Origin of the sequence: Pinisolibacter aquiterrae, assembly GCF_019160155.1 — a bacterium.
GTDB classification, from domain to species: Bacteria; Pseudomonadota; Alphaproteobacteria; order Rhizobiales; family Ancalomicrobiaceae; genus Pinisolibacter; species Pinisolibacter aquiterrae.
Window position 1 is genome coordinate 1 of sequence record NZ_JAFNIH010000004.1, and the last position, 15,745, is coordinate 15,745.

General features: G+C 64.7%; 21 protein-coding genes. 12 read left to right on the forward strand and 9 right to left on the reverse strand.

All coding sequences use genetic code 11. The annotated features are described in order from the left end of the window. The 7 genes from J3S89_RS01025 to J3S89_RS01055 all read left to right on the forward strand — a co-directional run. Positions 1 to 693: DUF7007 domain-containing protein (locus J3S89_RS01025; RefSeq protein WP_217925613.1), on the forward strand; the 693-nt coding region annotated here is incomplete at its 5' end. Further along, the gene (locus tag J3S89_RS01030; RefSeq protein ID WP_217925614.1) at positions 690 to 995 is read left to right on the forward strand and encodes a hypothetical protein; all 306 of its coding nucleotides are present in this window, start codon (positions 690 to 692) and stop codon (positions 993 to 995) included. The genes J3S89_RS01025 and J3S89_RS01030, both read left to right, overlap by 4 nt. 383 nt (positions 996 to 1,378) lie before the next feature. Beyond that, positions 1,379 to 1,966 (forward strand): hypothetical protein, encoded by a 588-nt coding sequence (locus J3S89_RS01035; protein WP_217925615.1) that lies wholly within the window; start codon positions 1,379 to 1,381, stop codon positions 1,964 to 1,966. A 291-nt stretch (positions 1,967 to 2,257) separates the two neighbouring features. Further along, entirely contained in the window at positions 2,258 to 3,190 is a 933-nt protein-coding gene (locus tag J3S89_RS01040; RefSeq protein ID WP_217925632.1) for an ArdC family protein, read from the forward strand. Positions 3,191 to 3,416: 226 nt separating this feature from the next. Continuing rightward, positions 3,417 to 4,483, forward strand: a protein-coding gene (locus tag J3S89_RS01045) for an IS630 family transposase (RefSeq protein ID WP_217925616.1) whose coding sequence is annotated in 2 segments (ribosomal slippage) — positions 3,417 to 3,903 and positions 3,903 to 4,483 — 1,068 coding nt in all. Because the reading frame shifts where the segments join, the coding sequence is not laid out codon by codon here. A 316-nt stretch (positions 4,484 to 4,799) separates the two neighbouring features. Next, the gene (locus J3S89_RS01050; protein ID WP_217925617.1) at positions 4,800 to 5,114 is read left to right on the forward strand and encodes a DUF736 domain-containing protein; all 315 of its coding nucleotides are present in this window, start codon (positions 4,800 to 4,802) and stop codon (positions 5,112 to 5,114) included. A 312-nt stretch (positions 5,115 to 5,426) separates the two neighbouring features. Continuing rightward, on the forward strand, positions 5,427 to 5,660 hold the full coding sequence (locus J3S89_RS01055) for a hypothetical protein (RefSeq protein WP_217925633.1): 234 nt from the start codon (positions 5,427 to 5,429) through the stop codon (positions 5,658 to 5,660). Here the strand turns inward: J3S89_RS01055 and J3S89_RS01060 are convergent. Next, on the reverse strand, positions 5,621 to 6,250 hold the full coding sequence (locus J3S89_RS01060; RefSeq protein WP_217925618.1) for a plasmid pRiA4b ORF-3 family protein: 630 nt from the start codon (positions 6,248 to 6,250) through the stop codon (positions 5,621 to 5,623). The two genes, J3S89_RS01055 and J3S89_RS01060, sit on opposite strands and share 40 nt — an antisense overlap. Before the next feature lie 249 nt (positions 6,251 to 6,499). Further along, entirely contained in the window at positions 6,500 to 6,688 is a 189-nt protein-coding gene (locus tag J3S89_RS01065; RefSeq protein ID WP_217925619.1) for a hypothetical protein, read from the reverse strand. Here J3S89_RS01065 and J3S89_RS01070 point away from each other — a divergent pair. Beyond that, the gene (locus tag J3S89_RS01070; RefSeq protein WP_217925620.1) at positions 6,687 to 7,271 is read left to right on the forward strand and encodes a phospholipase D-like domain-containing protein; all 585 of its coding nucleotides are present in this window, start codon (positions 6,687 to 6,689) and stop codon (positions 7,269 to 7,271) included. The two genes, J3S89_RS01065 and J3S89_RS01070, sit on opposite strands and share 2 nt — an antisense overlap. A 218-nt stretch (positions 7,272 to 7,489) precedes the next feature. Here the strand turns inward: J3S89_RS01070 and J3S89_RS01075 are convergent, their stop codons facing one another. From J3S89_RS01075 to J3S89_RS01085, 3 genes are all read right to left on the reverse strand, one after another. After that, positions 7,490 to 7,753: a WGR domain-containing protein gene (locus J3S89_RS01075; RefSeq protein ID WP_217925621.1), complete on the reverse strand. Its 264-nt coding sequence runs from the start codon at positions 7,751 to 7,753 to the stop codon at positions 7,490 to 7,492. A gap of 232 nt (positions 7,754 to 7,985) precedes the next feature. Then, the gene (locus tag J3S89_RS01080) at positions 7,986 to 8,909 is read right to left on the reverse strand and encodes an ImmA/IrrE family metallo-endopeptidase (RefSeq protein WP_217925622.1); all 924 of its coding nucleotides are present in this window, start codon (positions 8,907 to 8,909) and stop codon (positions 7,986 to 7,988) included. Beyond that, positions 8,906 to 9,226, reverse strand: a complete 321-nt coding sequence (locus J3S89_RS01085; protein ID WP_217925623.1) for a helix-turn-helix domain-containing protein — start codon at positions 9,224 to 9,226, stop codon at positions 8,906 to 8,908. The genes J3S89_RS01080 and J3S89_RS01085 overlap by 4 nt, the downstream gene beginning before the upstream one ends. A gap of 182 nt (positions 9,227 to 9,408) precedes the next feature. Here J3S89_RS01085 and J3S89_RS01090 point away from each other — a divergent pair, with 182 nt between their 5' ends. The 3 genes from J3S89_RS01090 to J3S89_RS01100 are packed head-to-tail and all read left to right on the forward strand — an operon-like array spanning position 9,409 to position 12,139. Continuing rightward, complete coding sequence (locus J3S89_RS01090; protein WP_217925624.1) at positions 9,409 to 10,656, forward strand: nucleotidyltransferase domain-containing protein; 1,248 nt, start codon at positions 9,409 to 9,411, stop codon at positions 10,654 to 10,656. Continuing rightward, entirely contained in the window at positions 10,656 to 11,105 is a 450-nt protein-coding gene (locus tag J3S89_RS01095) for a type II CBASS E2 protein (RefSeq protein WP_217925625.1), read from the forward strand. The genes J3S89_RS01090 and J3S89_RS01095 overlap by 1 nt, the downstream gene beginning before the upstream one ends. Then, entirely contained in the window at positions 11,105 to 12,139 is a 1,035-nt protein-coding gene (locus J3S89_RS01100) for a CBASS cGAMP-activated phospholipase (RefSeq protein WP_217925626.1), read from the forward strand. The genes J3S89_RS01095 and J3S89_RS01100 overlap by 1 nt, the downstream gene beginning before the upstream one ends. Before the next feature lie 21 nt (positions 12,140 to 12,160). On the opposite strand, the gene J3S89_RS01105 is transcribed toward J3S89_RS01100, so the two are convergent. Continuing rightward, positions 12,161 to 12,601: a hypothetical protein gene (locus J3S89_RS01105; RefSeq protein WP_217925627.1), complete on the reverse strand. Its 441-nt coding sequence runs from the start codon at positions 12,599 to 12,601 to the stop codon at positions 12,161 to 12,163. Between the two features lie 330 nt (positions 12,602 to 12,931). Continuing rightward, positions 12,932 to 13,144, reverse strand: coding sequence for a helix-turn-helix domain-containing protein (locus J3S89_RS01110; RefSeq protein WP_217925628.1), 213 nt, complete (start codon positions 13,142 to 13,144; stop codon positions 12,932 to 12,934). A 138-nt stretch (positions 13,145 to 13,282) separates the two neighbouring features. Here J3S89_RS01110 and J3S89_RS23580 point away from each other — a divergent pair, with 138 nt between their 5' ends. Then, positions 13,283 to 13,807 (forward strand): transcriptional repressor TraM, encoded by a 525-nt coding sequence (locus J3S89_RS23580; protein ID WP_217925629.1) that lies wholly within the window; start codon positions 13,283 to 13,285, stop codon positions 13,805 to 13,807. Between the two features lie 303 nt (positions 13,808 to 14,110). Here the strand turns inward: J3S89_RS23580 and J3S89_RS01120 are convergent, their stop codons facing one another. Continuing rightward, complete coding sequence (locus tag J3S89_RS01120) at positions 14,111 to 14,872, reverse strand: enoyl-CoA hydratase/isomerase family protein (RefSeq protein WP_217925630.1); 762 nt, start codon at positions 14,870 to 14,872, stop codon at positions 14,111 to 14,113. A 34-nt stretch (positions 14,873 to 14,906) separates the two neighbouring features. Next, positions 14,907 to 15,551: an acyl-homoserine-lactone synthase gene (locus J3S89_RS01125; protein WP_217925631.1), complete on the reverse strand. Its 645-nt coding sequence runs from the start codon at positions 15,549 to 15,551 to the stop codon at positions 14,907 to 14,909. Positions 15,552 to 15,745 lie beyond the last annotated feature (194 nt).

The following is a 15,745-nucleotide window of genomic DNA, read 5'->3' on the forward strand; positions in this document are numbered from 1 at the left end:
GCCGACGAAGCCGAGTTCCAGGCGAAGGTGCTGGAGAATGCCGAGCACCAGCGCGAGAAGCGCCGGCTCGGCCGGGTCGGGATGGGTTCTTCGGCGAGCACACCGTGGGGCGGGGCGCAGAGTGCCATCCTCTACGCCGAGGGGATCGTCGAATATGCGACGGCGAGCCACGGTGGCTTCCATCTCTCGCCCGAGCGGAATGCCGCCGTCCACCCGACACTGCGTTCCGAAGGCGGTTGGTACGAAGAGGACTGCGGTTGGGCGGCGGTCGCGATCACCTTTCCCGACCTCTTCACCGCCTTCGAGCGGCGCTGCGCCGAGACGACGTTGAAGGACTGGTTCCCGGATGCCTGGGAGGCGATCTCCGATACGGTTCTCGGCCCGGGAGCCTCTTATCAGAGAGACCGCCGCGCCTTCGCCGCAGCGCATGTGGCCGACTGGGTGGTGATCTCGGCAATCCGCTCGGTCGATCACGCGCGCATGGTCGAGGTCGTCGCCACGCTCGGAGGGCGTCGCGATCCGCGTGCCGAGGAACGGCGCTTCCTGGTGTCCGCGGCCGAATACGAGGTCGACCGACCGTTCGGCTTCGTCGTCGATCCGGCCCGTCACGCCATCTGTAACGGGGGATGTGATGCCGCCCGTGACGGGGTTGCAAGCTTCGTCGGCCGTTCCATCGAGGGGAGGGGACCATGACCTCCCTCGAACGGTTGCTGCTTCTCGCCCGGATGGAGGCAGCCTGTCGCGAGACCCGTCGGCATCTCGGACTGATCGAGTGTCAGATCGCCCGCCGGGCGGAGAGCCGGACGATCACCGATCGGCGAAAGATCCGCTGCCACGGACGTGGTCGTTCGACCTGGACGCCGGTCGACGAGCGGTTGTTTCGGGAGCATGCCGATCGCCTCGCCTTCGAGCGGCGCGGTGAGATCGAAGCGCTGTCGCGCAAGCTCGCACGGCAGGAGCAGGCGATCACGGATCTCCGACGGATCGACCGGTGACCGGTCGCAGCATCGGCGGGATGCGTCGTGAGCGCCGGAGGGTGTGGAGACTTCGGCCATGTGCTCCTGTCTCGATCGCTCGAAGGTGGGTCTCGTCCTGCCGGTCGGTCCCTCGGGTTTGCGTGCGGTCTGAACCGGCGGCCGTCCGCTTCAAGGCCGCTGGCGCGCCGCGTGGCGGCCGCTCCCCGCTTCCTCGCAAGATCCGGCCCGCGTCCCGCGTCGGGGGCGTTGCGCCCCACGCGTCCGCAGACCGGCTCCGCTCGTCGGGCGGAGAGCGGACCCTGAAGCGTCCGGCTGGCGCCGGCTCTCTTCGACCGCACCCGAGGGACGGCCGGCAGGGGCCGGTCCGATCCCAAGGGCGAACCCGAGAAAGGATCACCACCATGGCCAAGACCGCCACCGTTTCCCGTGCCCCCGCCCGCGTCGTGCCGCTGCGCAAGGGCACCACCCTCGAAATGGTCCGTCTCGCCTGTCCCGATGCCGCCCAGGCGGCGCGCATCTCCGAGAGCTTCGGTTCGCCGGTTCTCGACGGCGACGGCATCCGCGAGGCTCATCTCCGCCTCGTCATCGAGACGGCGGACGTGCTCGGCGACGGCCTCGGCGAGCGGGCGATGCAGATCCACCTGCAGCGCATCGTCGGCGCCTTCGTCGGTTCGGCTCACGGCGCCGGACAGTTCTACAGCCGGGCGGTTTCCGAGGCGCGCGACGCGACCGCCAAGGCGTCCTGCGACGCCCGCGACGAGGATGTCGACGGTCCCGTCGGTTTCGACGGACCGGCCCAGCGCAAGCGCGAGTTTGCCGCCGACATGGGGCTTCAGGCTCATGCCCTGCGCATGGCCGCCGAGGGCGCCGTGGCCGCCTACGAGCGGGTGGTCGGCGAGACCTGGAAGCCGTTCGAGCGCCAGGTCGACCAGCCCGGTCAGAGCCTCGACCGCAAGGCGGCCGCGCTGCAGATGGCGGCCTTCGGCTGAGCCCTTCGGGCGGGGCTGCGGCCCCGCCCGTTCTCATGACCTCTCAGGGCCGGCTCCGGGGCGGAGCCGGCCTTTTCTCATGGGGGAAAGGGGAAAGGCAGAGGAATGGGCGGAAGCCGACGCCACCCCGCCGCGGCCGCGGTCTTACCGGGGCTGGGGATCGCCGCAACGGCTGCGCCGTCCTTCTCTTCGTTCCGGTCCTTCGGATGCGGCACCCCCTTCGATCCCCGGCGGAGGGACCGCCGTGACGGGGTCGCGATCGGCGCGACCTGCGAAGCGGAGGGTCGGAGAATGACCAGGAAGACCGAAGGATCGCGCGTCGACATCTACACCCGCATCACCGAGAAGATCGTCGCCGAACTCGAGAAGGGCGTCCGGCCGTGGATGCGGCCCTGGAGCGCCGGGAATGCGGCCGGCCGGGTGACGCGGCCTCTGCGCCACAATGGCGAGCCCTATTCGGGCATGAACGTGCTGCTGCTCTGGTCGGAGGCGACGGCGCGTGGCTATACCTCGCCGTTCTGGATGACCTTCAAACAGGCGATCCAGCTCGGAGCCGCCGTCCGCAAGGGGGAAACCGGTACGATGGTGGTGTTCGCCAGCCGCTTGACGAAGACCGAGAGAGACGCGGGCGGTGGCGAGGTCGAGCGCGACATTCCGTTTCTGAAGGCGTACACGGTCTTCAACGTCGCGCAGATCGACGGGCTGCCGGATCACTACCATGCCCCGGCCGAGCCCATCGTCGACCCGGTCGAGCGGATCGAACGGGCCGATCGGTTTTTCACTGAGACCGGTGCGGTGATCCGGCACGGCGGCGATCGAGCGTTCTATTCACCGTCGACCGACCACATCCAGATGCCGCCCTTCGCGGCGTTCCGCGACGCCGCGTCTCACGCCGCCACCCTGAGCCATGAGCTGACCCATTGGACGGCCGCTCCCCACCGCGTTGCTCGCGACCTGTCCCGCTACGGCAAGGATCGAACCGAGAGGGCGAGGGAGGAGCTGATCGCCGAGCTCGGGTCGTGCTTCCTCTGCGCCGACCTCGGGATCGCGCCGGAGCTGGAACCGCGGCCCGATCATGCGTCCTATCTCGATTCGTGGCTGAAGGTGCTCGCCGACGACCGGCGGGCGATCTTCTCGGCTGCCGCGCGTGCACAGCGGGCCGTGACCTATCTGCATGGTCTCCAGCCGCTCGCGAAGATCGACGACACGCGAGAGGCGGCGTGACGCTCCGAGTTCCGATCGGGTCGAAGGAGGGCGGTCTGCTCTCCTTCGGCAGAGACCGGGTCTTCACGGTCCCTGGGGCCTGACGAAGGCAAGGCAGAGGAGGTGTCCGGTCGCTGGGAGCGTCGGTTGTCCGAGAGAGGTGATACCAACGGGCTCCGAGGCTGACTCTTTCGGACCTTTCGGCGGTTCCGATCGCTGATTCCATGGCGTGGGGAGGATTCGCGCCATGGCCGCTGCGGTGAAGCTTCGGACGGACTACTCGGCTTCGGACCTGCGTCGGCTCGCCGCCGCCTCGAAGCACGCCAACCAGAGCCGACGGTTGTTGTCGCTGGCGGCCGTGCTCGACGGGATGGACCGCGAGCAGGCGGCGCGGATCGGCGGCATGGATCGTCAGACCCTGCGCGACTGGGTTCACCGCTTCAACGAACACGGTCCCGACGGCCTGCGTGACATCCGCTCGAAAGGGCACCCGCCGCGGCTGTCGAAAGAGCAGTTGGCCGAGTTCGCCGAACTCGTCGAGACCGGTCCCGACCGCGCCGTCCACGGCGTCGTTCGGTGGCGGCGTATCGATCTGAAGAAGCTCGTCTTTGAGCGCTTCGGTGTCGACTACCACGAGCGCACCGTCGGCAAGATCCTGAAGGCGCTGGGTTTCTCCCACATCAGCGCACGACCCCGACATCCGGGACAGGATCCCGAGGTCATGGAGGCGTTCAAAAAAACTTCGCCCGAACCCTGAACGCCCACGTTGGACATCTGCCGAAGGGCAAACGGATCGAGATCTGGTTCCAGGACGAGGCTCGGATCGGGCAAAAGAACGGGATCGTTCGACAATGGGCGCGGCGAGGGACGAGACCCCGCCAACCGGCCGATCAGCGCTACGAGAATGCCTATCTCTTCGGCGCGATCTGCCCGGCGCGCGGCGTCGGCGCCGCCTTGACGCTGCCGTTTATCGGCACGGACGCGATGCAGATGCATCTCGACGAGATCTCGACCATGGTCGCTCGTGGATCGCACGCCGTGCTGCTGCTCGATCGCGCCGGATGGCACACCACGGGAATGCTCGCCGTGCCGAAGAACGTGACGCTGATCTTCCTGCCGTCGCGATCACCGGAGTTGAACCCGGTCGAGCAGATCTGGCAGTACCTGCGCTCGAACTGGCTCTCCAACCGGGTCTTCGAGACCTACGCCGGCATCGTCGACGCCGCCTGCGATGCCTGGCGCAGGCTCGTCGATGATCCCAAGGTCATCACCTCGATCGGGATGCGCGACTGGGCGCATATCGGTCAGAGATGAGGGCCGTTGGTATGAGCCGATGGGCGAGGCCAGGATCGAACCTTTCCCGTTCGGCAACCAGCCGACCCACCTGCGGGCTCGATGGGGCATGTCCGACCGGGGTCGGCTCCGCCTCGATCGTCCTCCCGCAACGGTCCGACGCGACTTTCTTCCCCTGCGAACAGGTTCGCATTCCTCGCGGAACAACAAAGTCGCGTCGGGCCGTCCTCCACTTCGTTTCGGCCTCTTCGAGGTGCGGTCCGATCGTCCCCGGTCCTTGCGACAGCCATCGAGGCCGCGGTGGGCGCGGCTCGAACCAGACGAAAGGATCATCATCATGGCGACCATCGGCTCCTTCACCTCGACCGGCAACGGCTTCAGCGGCTCGATCCGCACCCTCGCCCTCAACGTCAAGGCCCAGTTCCGGCGCATCGACAGCCCGTCCGACAAGGGTCCGCACTTCCGCATCTTCGCCCAGGGTGGCGTCGAACTCGGTGCCGCCTGGCAACGCGTCGCCGAGGGCTCCGGCCGGGACTACCTCTCGGTCAAGCTCGACGACCCGAGTTTCCCGGCTCCGATCTATGCCACGCTGGCGGAGGTCGACGGCGAGGAAGGCCTGCAGCTGATCTGGTCCCGGCCGAACCGGGACTGAGGCTCCCACCTCCGGCCCCGTCCACCGGCGGGGCCGGTCCTCTCCGCTCGGAAGGAGTGAGCCGTCGGATGGGGGTGCTCCTTCGCGAACCTCTGAAATCCGAGGGTCTGCGCGGGTCGTTCCAGTCTGCCATGGCGAGCCGGATGCCTCGAGGACGGGCGGTGCCCCCGGTTTTCAGTCACCACCCTCCGGGCGGCGCCGGAAAATCGGCTCCCCCACCCACCGGCTCCGCCGGTCGCTTCCGCGATCCTCGACCCGTCCGTCTCGCCATGTCCGCTGGCGTCGTCCTTCACCAACGTCGAGGAGACGACGATGACGATTTCCATCCACGAGCACATCGAAGAACTGCGGGCCGAGTTGCGGGGCTGCCTGGACCGGGCCGAGCGCCAACAGATCATCGCGGAACTGGGGGCGGCCCTCGCCGAGCGCGACCGGCACCGGGAGACGCCGCCCCGATGGGGCCGGCTTGCGGCGGATTGCGATCTCGACCGTTCGGAAGGACTTCTTCAGAGCGATCCCGGCCTGTCGCGCTTCGGCCGAGGTTGATGCAGCCGGCGCTTCACGTTCGCTTTCAGGGCATTGCGGACGTCCTTGTCGACGATCGCGAGGTCGAACCATTCCGGATCGAAATGACCGCCACACCAGCGTTTGGTGTCGGCATGCTCGGGATCGGTCTCATCCGACATGATGTCCAGGAAACGCTCGTATCCGGGTATGCCACCGACGTCTTCCGGTGGCCGAGCCCGCGCGCCATCGACGCAGGTGCCATGCTTCGGAGCGGGGTCGAGAGTGAGAAACCGCTCGATCTCGATCGTGTGGTGCCAATTGTCACCGAAGTCGTAGGCGTAGTCGAACACGGCCCCGTTCGCGAAGTCGCGGAGACGAACCTCACGGAAGTCGAAAACACGAGGATCATCCTCGAACGCGTCCTCGGTCAGGAGGTCGACATCGCCGTAGCGCAAGCCGCCGATCCGAAATTCGTGGAGGTGGTAGTTCCACCAGTTGAAGGCTGCCTGAAGGGCGAGATGCAGGTGTTCGAGGGTCCAGGCCGACGGCAGGACGAGCCGCCGCCAGATCTCCGGCTCGACCTCATCGAGAGAAACGCGAAGCTGCACGGCGTTCATGGTTTCGAACATGCGATGAATGAACAGGACGACCCGGGAGCGGTCAAGACGGTACGGATCGGGCCGAGCGCAAGCAGATTTCGATGTGCTTGTGCGATTCCCTCACCAGGCGTGACCAGCGCTGGAAGGCGCCACCCCGACGAGGGCAACCGCCGCAAAAGCCTCGTCCATGTCGCGGGCAACCGATCTGTCGGGATCGTCGTCACGCCAGCGGGAGAGACCCTTCGCCGAACTTCGTCCACACCGGCGGACGCGCCTTCTTCAGTTCGGTTTGAACGGGAGGACATTCGCAGCCCGTGGCGGGGTGTCTCCGGCCTGAGTCCGCGCTTCCACCCGCGCCATGTCGAGAAGGTAGGCGAGCATCGGGAGCCCGCCGCTTTCGGCGATGCCGATCAGCTCGGTCAGTGCGACACTGATCTCCCGCGCCGCCGACTCGGACTTCTCGGCCATGATTCCGCTCTCCACGTTCGGTCGTCTCAGCATGCCACACTTCACCCGGGTTCGAACCCCGTTCCATGGTTTCCTTCTGTTGGCCCTGGTGGCGGCCGTCGCATCGGCGCCCGTGATGGCCGCCGAACCGATCGAGATCCACCACTCTCCGATCGAGAACCTCGAGCGCCTCGATGTCGCTTTGATCGACGAAGCCGAGACCTCTCTTGACGTCGCGGCCTACATCCTGACCGATCGGCCGGTGATCGACGCTCTGATCCTGGCGAAGGAGCGGGGTGTCACCCTGCGGATCCTGCTCGATCCCTCTCAGAAGTCGGACTTCGCCAGGCTCGCACCGCTCGAGGAGGAGATCCGGCTGAAGAAGAAGGGGCCAATCATGCACCTCAAAGCCTACGTGGTCGACGGCGAGCGGCTCCGAACCGGTTCGGCGAACCTGACGGCGTCCGGACTGAAACAGCAGGACAACGACCGTCTGGTGATCGCGGTGCCGTCGGTGGTCGCGGCCTTTCGCGATGATTTCGAGCGAATGTGGGGTAAGGGTGTCCCGATCGCTCGGGCGCGATCCGGAGACGCTACACCGTGAACCGAGCACGGGCTTTGTCCGGCGTGGGCTCAAGAAAAAACCGCCGATGCGAGGCACCGGCGGTGAAAGTGGGATCAGGGAGGAAACGCCCGAGAAGGGCCATCGCTCGAAAGCGATACGACCAAGGGAGTAAGGATGAACCCTCGCGGCAAGATGCTGCGATGCAGCATCTTCACATGTCCGCCGTGCATTCGCCGATGGCCTCTCGTGAGCGCTCTTCAGGGAAGTGCCGCCTGGGTCGCGTCGCGATAGCCGCGTCGGCGCTTCGTCCGTTCGAGACGGGCGAAGGCTGCTGTCGTGTCGATCGGGTGGTCGAAGGTTTCGACCAGCGACTGACCGGCGGTGCCGATGCGGCCCCACGTGCGGACGAGCGAGGTGCCACCGAAGAGGGTCGGCTGCACGGAGATCTCATAGAAGCGCCGCATGTTCCGGTCGAGGTCGATACGGTGAAGGTGGATCGGGTCGGGTACGAGCGTCGTCATGAAGAGAGTCTCGCGCGGCAGCGGCCACGCGTCCAACGACATCGGTGAATCGGTGCGGGTTCATCGATTCACGTTGGTTATGAATGGATATTGTGCGAGAAAAGGCTGCATTGTCCTGCCATCACGAAACGTATTTTAAAATTATTCCATAATCCGTCCTATGCGATTCTGAGTTTTAGGTGGGGTGAATTCTATCCTGAAATGCGAAAGATCCCTGTTTCTGGATTAAACTTCAGCGATCTGGAGCCTGCCCGTTCCGCACGAAAAGGTCGAAAACATCATTCTCCTCCTCTTCCGCCTGAAAGCGTGGGCTGTCCGCCTCAAATTGCAGCACAGTTATTTCCTGATCGTAGCGGTCGGAGCGAAGACATATCTCGTGCACGGGCTCGGGAAACCAGACCCCTGCTTGCTGCACAACGCCGGTCAGCGCCGCGTCAGAGTAATCGCGCCTTGCGGCAAAGGCCTGCGAGGGTAACTCGTAGACTGTGTTCTTCGTCCTGATGAATCGCCCCGACTTCAATGCAGGATCACTCGGTTTTGCCCAATGGGCAAAACCCTCGTTCGAGACCACCATCATCGCGCGTGTCTCGGTGTATTCGAGCCAACGTAGAACCGCCGCAGTCAGAGACACGCCGTAGCGCTTCGCTAGGAGGCTGAGCTTGTCAAAATCTACACGTGCCTTAGCCGGCTGCTGCCGGCGAAAATCGTGAAGCGGCATCAGCAGAGCCGCAGTGAACTCGTCGGCCTCTTGCTCAATGCCGACTCCAGCGCGACGATCTACTGAATTTTCGTCACAGTAGATGCCGCTGTCAAAACATCTATCCTGCTCGATTAGTTGGCGATGCAAGAGGTAGTGGGCGAATTCGTGCCCCACCGTGAACGAGCGACGTCCGTCGGACTGACCGGCATGGTACATGATCGCCCATTGGCGCGGCCGCGCCTCACCATAGACCAATGCGCCGACGCAGCCCGGTATGTTGCGCTCGACGACCTCGTGGATGGGGCTGTCGGGCGCGATTTGGCGAGAGTATTCTAGAGCAAGGCGGATCACATCGACCGGCGCACGATCAAACCGATTCGCTCCAAGGACCAGGTCGAGCATCTGGGTGATGCGAGCCGCCTCCTTCAGCGGCCGGAGGCGGGTCGGCTCGCTCATTTGCGGGTCTTCGTGTCGAGGATGCGAGCCATCTCGCGAAGCTGCCGGCGCGTTTCCTCCGGGAGGCCGCTGTATTGCCGGAAGAAGGCGGTGTCCTCCGCTTCGCTGAGGGTCTGCGTGTCAGCCCCGATCAGGTAGTCGACGGTCACCCCCAACGCGCCCGCGATCGCGGACAGCTTTTCGGCCGATGGCCTGGGTGGATTCTTGTTCTCGAGCTCCCAGATATAGCTCTTCGACGAGCCGGTCTCTTGCGCCAGCTGATCGAGCGTCAGGCCTTTTTTCGTTCGTAAGTCCTTGATCCGCTCGCCAAATTTCATGGCCGGCCCTTCTGATCGTTCCGCCCCAACATTGTGTTCGGAGTAGCTATAATCTACGTCCCTTGACAGGCGCATTCAAGCTCCCCATCTTGTTCGGAGTAGACGCACTTTATCTGATATCATCCCGAACATCGCGCGGGCGGTGGCGAGATGCGCAAACGCAGCCCGCCACGGAGATCGATATGAACATCCAGCTTACGCCGACGGGCCTCAATCCCTTCGACGACCCTCTCGACCGCATCCTCGCGGAGATCGCACTCAGCATTCAGCTGCCGCCCTCGCTGCACGACAAGGCGAAGTCGCGGTACGAGGCTGTGCGCCGTCATCTCGAAACCACGGCCGCCTTCTTCGACCAGATCGAGCACTTCTACCCGCAGGGTTCCATGGCGATCGATGCTACGATTTCGACGCGCGGCACCGACGACGAGTATGATCTCGATATCGTCTCGCAACTCGGCGGTCGCTTTCGTGGAATGGCGCCCCTTGAAATCCTGACCGAGCTCGAAGCCGCGCTCGCCGACTATCCCGTGCAGCGGGTGCTGCGGCAGACGCGCTGCGTCACCCTGTTCTACGCCGACAAGATGCACCTCGACGTTACGCCGTCGCTGCGCGTCTACGCCACGCTCGATCGCGAAAGCCTGATCACCCACGCCAGGGGCCCGCGCCGGTCGGCCGACGACCGGTTCGTCGGCATGAACGCCTATGGCTTCGTGCAGTGGTATGCGAGTAGGACACCGCTCGAGTTGCGCATGGCGAAGGAGTTCCATCACCGGTGGCTCGACCATGCCGGCCTTGCCGCTCGCGCCGACGCCGATGTGGATGATGTTCCGGATCAGTGCGACTTCATCGTCAAGAACACCGCGACGCTTGCCCTCCAGCTCCTCAAGCGCTTTCGCAACATTCGCTACTCGAGCTACACCGGCCGCATCCCACCGTCGGTGATGCTCTCCTACTACGCCGGGCTCGCGGCACAGCCGAACATGTCGCTCAGCGCCATGCTCGTTCGCCTTGCGAGCTGGATCATCCGCGACATCGAGCAGGCTTCGCTCTACCGGCGGCTTCTGCATGTCGCCAATCCGATCTGCGAGACCGATGTCTTCACGGACCGCTGGCCCGAATCCATCGCTCAGCAGGACGAGTTCGCCGGGCATCTGCGCGAGCTCATCCGTTCGCTGGAGGCGATGCGCAAAGGGGAGATGTACCCCGACACGATGATGGACACGCTGCGCCGGAGCTTCGGAGAGCGCGTCGTGACCCGGGCCGCCGACCAGATTGCCACCGAAATCGGTGGCGGCATCCAGCAGTCCCGTCAGCTTTACACGCGGCGGGGCGGCCTCCTGTTGCCCTCTGCCACCGCGGTCGCAGCGCCGATCGTCAATCCGGCGGTTTCGGTGGCACGGCCTCACACCTTCTTCGGGCGCAAGATCTGATGACGGCGGCGATCCTCTCCATCGACGAGCAGGTCGCCGCGATGAGGGCGGCTTGGCCGCAGTTCTCGGCACGCCGGATCGATCGCCGTGCGCAGTCTGCGCGGTGGGTGGGAAGCGTGAGGCCGCAATATGCGAGCTACTCGCTGGAGATCCGTTATGAGGTCGGGTCGCTCCCTGAGGTGCGGGTGCTCTCACCTGATCTGGTTCGGTTGCCCGGCAATTCCGAGGGACAACTGCCCCATGTCTATCCGCCGGCCGAGGATCCGACCCTTTGCCTGTTCGACCCCCGTGAAAGGGAGTGGACAGCGGCCATGACAATCGCGAGCACGACCGTCCCTTGGGCGCTCGACTGGCTCGCTTGCTACGAACTTTGGGTGATGACCGGGCGCTGGACCGGCGGCGGGCGCCACGCCGGACAGGACATCGGCGAGGCAAGGGAGACAACATGATGAGCTATGTACCGCCGCGGCGATCGGAAGGCACCATCCAGCACGCGCGTCTGAAGCAGCCATGGCCGCAAGGTCGCCCGTTCCGGATCCTATCGATCGACGGTGGCGGAATTCGCGGCGTGTTTCCTGCGGCCGTCCTGGCCGAACTCGAAAGCCGCTTCCTGGGCGGCGCCTCCATCTCCAATCACTTCGACATGATTGCCGGCACCTCGACGGGCGGCATTATCGCGCTCGCCCTTGCCCACGGGATGACGGCCAGACAGGCCTTGAACATCTATCTCGATCGCGGTGAGCGCATCTTTCCGCCGGCGGCTGGGCTCGGCAGGGTGTCGAGAGCGCTACGATGGCTGTTCAAACCGAAGCATGACCAAGCCGCCCTCAAGGAAGAGCTGCTACGGATCTTTGGCGACAAGGTACTCGACGATGCCGTCACCCGGCTAGTGATCCCGAGCTTCGAAGGACGCCACGGCGAGCCGTTCCTCTATAAAACGCCGCACCACCCGGACTACCAGAAGGACCGCCACAAGAAGTTTGCACATGTGGCCCTCCACACGACGGCAGCCCCCTCCTATTACCCCGGTGTCGAGGACGACGGTTACGTCATGATCGATGGCGGTATCTGGGCCAACAATCCGGTGATGAACGCCCTGGTCGACGCCCTTGCCTGCTTCGACATTGCGCGTGAGGACGTGCGTATCCTCAGCCTGGGAACGGGTGAATCCACCTTCACGGTCGATGAGCGGGCGCGCAACGGCGGCATCAAGGATTGGGCGTTCATGCGCTCCTTCAATGCGGCCGCCCGCGCGCAATCCCGCAATGCCCTCGGCCAAGCCTATCTGCTGGTCGGCAAGAACAACGTCACACGGATCGATGTGCCGGAAAGCGATGCGCCGATCGCGATGGATGACGTGCAGCGCTCGGTCCGGGAACTGCCGATGGTGGCGCGCAGCCTCGTTGAAGGCGCAGGGCATCATATCGAGCGGGTATTTCTCGACGGGCTGGTCGAGCAGTTCATTCGTTGCCCGATCACGTAGGCGTCTATCTGGCGCTCGACCCTACCGGGTCGTGAGCAACCGACAGGCGAGCTCGCGCTCGCCCCAGCGGGTCGAGAAGGCATCAGAGACCTCGAACCAGCTTCCGTCACTGCCCATGCCATGATTGGCGCCCATGCAGGAGCACTGGCATTCGTGCCCCTGTGCTTCCTGGCATGCCCGTGCGCAGATCTCCTGCTCGCGATAGGGTTGGATGATGTAGACCTTACCGTAGCGCTGTAGCGCCCGATCAACGAAGTCGTTGAACCAGGACTTCGGCAGCTCCCAGTAGGCATCTTTCCCGCCGGCCCATTCAATCGCCGTACGTCGACCGTTCTGCAGCCATTGCCGATTGTCGTCGGCAAACGGCAGTCGCACGCGAAGCTTCTCACCACGTCCCGTCCGGCGCAGCACGACCGGCGTTGGCTTCTGCTTCCATACATAGTTGAGCGTGAGCCGCTCCATTGGAACTCCCTCCTTGGTTAGGAAGGCGAATTCGGCACGACTCCGACGACTGTGGGTGCCAATTAGATTATGAATTTCAGCGGGCAATACACGTAGAGAATATGTTTATCTTGCGCTGTTTTGATTTTCAACCTGGGCGAATATCCCCTTCAGTTCGTCGATCGCCGCTCCATCACCCGCGTTTCTCGACCAGGAAGTCGACGAGCGCGCGGAGCTTCGCGGGCATGTGGTCGCGGGCCGGGGCACAGCTCTCCGAAGGGGTCGATGCGGCCGATTGGACCTGTTCGGGCGGCCGGCTTTTCCGAAAGGTGAGAGTCGCCTGCCCTCGCCTCACGCGGTCGGGCGCAAGAGCTCCCTCGGATCGATCCCCAGCGTTTCGGCCAGTCGACTGAGAATCGTGATGCTGATGGACACACGGGTACGCTCGATCGAGCCGACATAGCGTGGGCTGAGACCCGCGCGATGTGCCAGCTCTTCTTGCGTCAGTTGCCGTTCGTGGCGAATGCGACGCAAATTTGCAGCCACGATCTCATTGAGATTCATGACTCCAGAAGATCATTTGGGAACCATCGTTCCAGGAATGATCGTTCCTATTCCTGCCCGTCACTGCTACTTTGTCGTGAGGAGTGAATCGGCTTCTCTTCGCCGAGCGGCCAGATCGAACGAGTGACCCAACCGTCCATGGACTCCAAAGAGCTCGACAGGTGGCGACAAGGCGCATCGGCGGCCGAGGCAGCCATCACGACTGCCCGTCGTTCGCGCGACTGGGAGCCGCTCGACGTCCTCGCTTCGGCTCTGGGTATCGGAGATGACCCCGAGGACCGCGGTGCATGGGAGGCCATCTGCGAGGAACTCTGCCGACCCGGACTTCCATCGATCGGTCCGAGGTCACAGAGCGCGATTGTGTCAGGCCCTCGTGCGGAATGGCTGGAACAGATCGAGCAACTCTCCATTGGCGACCTCGAACGGATTACCCGCGAGGCGCTCGATGACAACCGTCGCCGGAGCGCCGACGATCAGTCGGTCTTTGAAGCTTGGCAGCAAGCCGATCGGGATCTGATCGAAGCTGCCGCGAAAGCCCGAGCTCACCAGCTTGAGTATCTGCGGCGCCAAATGGCGGCGGCGCTCGCTCACGAACGCCTCGCCTTTCTGATCGATCGGCTCGGCTTCATACCCGGGGAGGCGCCGAGGTTCGAGCAGCCGTAAAGGCTGGGCGAGAATGATCGCACGGCGGTCGTCGCCGACCCGCCGCGCGCTCAACTGCGCTCTGAGGAACCGGGTCGACCGGTCTGTGTCGCGGGTCTCACGGTGTCCATTCGGGCGCCGATCGATCGCAGGGCTCGTTCGACACTTCCGCGGCCAATGCATCGAGTGCGAGGACGAGAAGATGCGAGGTCCGAGGATATCGCCCCCGCGTCGTGGCTTCGACGGCGGAAATCTCGTCGGCGATCCAATCGGCGAGGCTCCCTCGCGGAAAGGCGGCGGCCGTTCTCGTTATTTGACGGCCGCTCATGCGGCCGCCTCCCGGCGTTCCGTCGTCCGGCGATGTCCGACGAGGGCGAGACGGCGACGCGTCGTCGCCGATCGGAGGCACTCTTCGAAGAGTTCGACCTCGGCACGGCAACGCGCCCTCGCCTCTTCGGTTGCTCGCAACAGCCGTCGCGTGGCCGAGAGGGCGATCGGCGGCTTCCGCGCCAGACGGATCGCGCGTTCGCGGGCGGTCGCCAGCAACTCGTTTCTGCCGACATGCTCGCCGACGAGACCGATAGACATGGCCTCGGCGGCGTCGATCTCCCCTCCCCCGCAGAAGAGATCGAAGGCACGGAGATAGCCGAACCTCCTCACCGCCAGCAGCGTCGAGGCGGCCTCCGGCACGAGCCCGAGTTCCACGAACGGCGCCGAGAACCGTGCCGCATCGGTCGCCAGAACCGCATCGAAATGCAGTAGCATCGTCATGCCGAGACCGGTGCAGGGACCGTCGACCGCGGCGATCAAGATCTTGTCGCATCCGATCAGCGCTTCGAAGAAGCGTGTGACCGTCGCCGAAAGTCCGGCCAGGTCGTCGATCGAAGCGAGCTCCACAGGATCGGCTCCGGACGAGAAGACGTCGGCGGCGCTGCGAACGACGAGAACGCGGAGCGCCTCGTCGTCATTGGCGCGTTCGAGCCGATCGGCCAGGCAATCGAGATCGTCGATCGCCAGTACTCCTGTCGCCGGCAGGATGATTTCGGCGATCGAGGTGCTCGAGCGAGCGAAAGACACGTTCGTCATCATGGGTCTCCAGCCACTCCGTTCCATCTCCGGCTCAGACGGCCAAGGCCTGCGGCGTCGCTTCGCCGAGCCGGCCCCAGAGTTCCAGAACGGGTGCATGAGCTCCACGGAACGCGCGGATCGCGTCGATCGTGCGCTGGCCGAAGGAAACCTGGGTCGCGACGATCTGCTGGTTGCCGATCTTTCGCTGGAAGCCGAGCGGACGGGCGAAGAACTGGAGCTGCATGGCGCGCAGGACCCACATCGGCTCGAACTCGATGATGACGTTGTCGATGCCGGAACTCATGCCCCACTCGACGAAACCGGCGATCAGTTCGGAGCCGGCCGTCGACACGCCGCGCCGCCCGTCACGATGTTCGGGCGCGACGCAGTATCGGGTGAGTTCCCAGATGCGATCGGAGGACGGCGGCGTTCCTTCGCAGAGCTCGGGAAAGACCGACGAGAGCAGGTTCGGACGCGTCGTCGGCAGCATCCGCTGATAGCCGACGACGGCACCGTCGCGAACGCAGAAGTGATGGACGGCATGTTCGTCGTCGAACTGGTCGAACTCGCGGCCGTCGGCGCGGCGCAGGTCCTCCCATCCCATCTCCTCGACGAATACCTGGTGGCGCAACCGCGACGACTGTTCGAAGAGGTGGGGGAACTCGGCCTGATCGGCTCCGGAAACTGCGATGATCATGATGACCTCCTGTATCGAGAGGCCGGGACCATCGTTCAAACCCGCGCGGTCGCCAATTGCGGGATCCGGGTATTGATTTCGTCAGCGCACGATGCCGGCGCGGATCGCTTCTGCGACGGCATGAGCACGATTGGCGGCGCCGAGCTTGCGTTTCGCGTTGGCGAGATGGCGCGCTGCGGTGTGCTCGGAGATCG

Excerpts from the sequence above, each read along its gene's own strand:
- J3S89_RS01030 (WP_217925614.1), top strand. The coding sequence starts at position 690 with ATGACCTCCCTCGAACGGTTGCTGCTTCTCGCCCGGATGGAGGCAGCC.
- J3S89_RS01035 (WP_217925615.1), top strand. The coding sequence starts at position 1,379 with ATGGCCAAGACCGCCACCGTTTCCCGTGCCCCCGCCCGCGTCGTGCCG.
- J3S89_RS01040 (WP_217925632.1), top strand. The coding sequence starts at position 2,258 with ATGACCAGGAAGACCGAAGGATCGCGCGTCGACATCTACACCCGCATC.
- J3S89_RS01050 (WP_217925617.1), top strand. The coding sequence starts at position 4,800 with ATGGCGACCATCGGCTCCTTCACCTCGACCGGCAACGGCTTCAGCGGC.
- J3S89_RS01055 (WP_217925633.1), top strand. The coding sequence starts at position 5,427 with ATGACGATTTCCATCCACGAGCACATCGAAGAACTGCGGGCCGAGTTG.
- J3S89_RS01060 (WP_217925618.1), bottom strand. The coding sequence starts at position 6,250 with ATGTTCGAAACCATGAACGCCGTGCAGCTTCGCGTTTCTCTCGATGAG.
- J3S89_RS01070 (WP_217925620.1), top strand. The coding sequence starts at position 6,687 with ATGATTCCGCTCTCCACGTTCGGTCGTCTCAGCATGCCACACTTCACC.
- J3S89_RS01065 (WP_217925619.1), bottom strand. The coding sequence starts at position 6,688 with ATGGCCGAGAAGTCCGAGTCGGCGGCGCGGGAGATCAGTGTCGCACTG.
- J3S89_RS01075 (WP_217925621.1), bottom strand. The coding sequence starts at position 7,753 with ATGACGACGCTCGTACCCGACCCGATCCACCTTCACCGTATCGACCTC.
- J3S89_RS01080 (WP_217925622.1), bottom strand. The coding sequence starts at position 8,909 with ATGAGCGAGCCGACCCGCCTCCGGCCGCTGAAGGAGGCGGCTCGCATC.
- J3S89_RS01085 (WP_217925623.1), bottom strand. The coding sequence starts at position 9,226 with ATGAAATTTGGCGAGCGGATCAAGGACTTACGAACGAAAAAAGGCCTG.
- J3S89_RS01090 (WP_217925624.1), top strand. The coding sequence starts at position 9,409 with ATGAACATCCAGCTTACGCCGACGGGCCTCAATCCCTTCGACGACCCT.
- J3S89_RS01095 (WP_217925625.1), top strand. The coding sequence starts at position 10,656 with ATGACGGCGGCGATCCTCTCCATCGACGAGCAGGTCGCCGCGATGAGG.
- J3S89_RS01100 (WP_217925626.1), top strand. The coding sequence starts at position 11,105 with ATGAGCTATGTACCGCCGCGGCGATCGGAAGGCACCATCCAGCACGCG.
- J3S89_RS01105 (WP_217925627.1), bottom strand. The coding sequence starts at position 12,601 with ATGGAGCGGCTCACGCTCAACTATGTATGGAAGCAGAAGCCAACGCCG.
- J3S89_RS01110 (WP_217925628.1), bottom strand. The coding sequence starts at position 13,144 with ATGAATCTCAATGAGATCGTGGCTGCAAATTTGCGTCGCATTCGCCAC.
- J3S89_RS23580 (WP_217925629.1), top strand. The coding sequence starts at position 13,283 with ATGGACTCCAAAGAGCTCGACAGGTGGCGACAAGGCGCATCGGCGGCC.
- J3S89_RS01120 (WP_217925630.1), bottom strand. The coding sequence starts at position 14,872 with ATGACGAACGTGTCTTTCGCTCGCTCGAGCACCTCGATCGCCGAAATC.
- J3S89_RS01125 (WP_217925631.1), bottom strand. The coding sequence starts at position 15,551 with ATGATCATCGCAGTTTCCGGAGCCGATCAGGCCGAGTTCCCCCACCTC.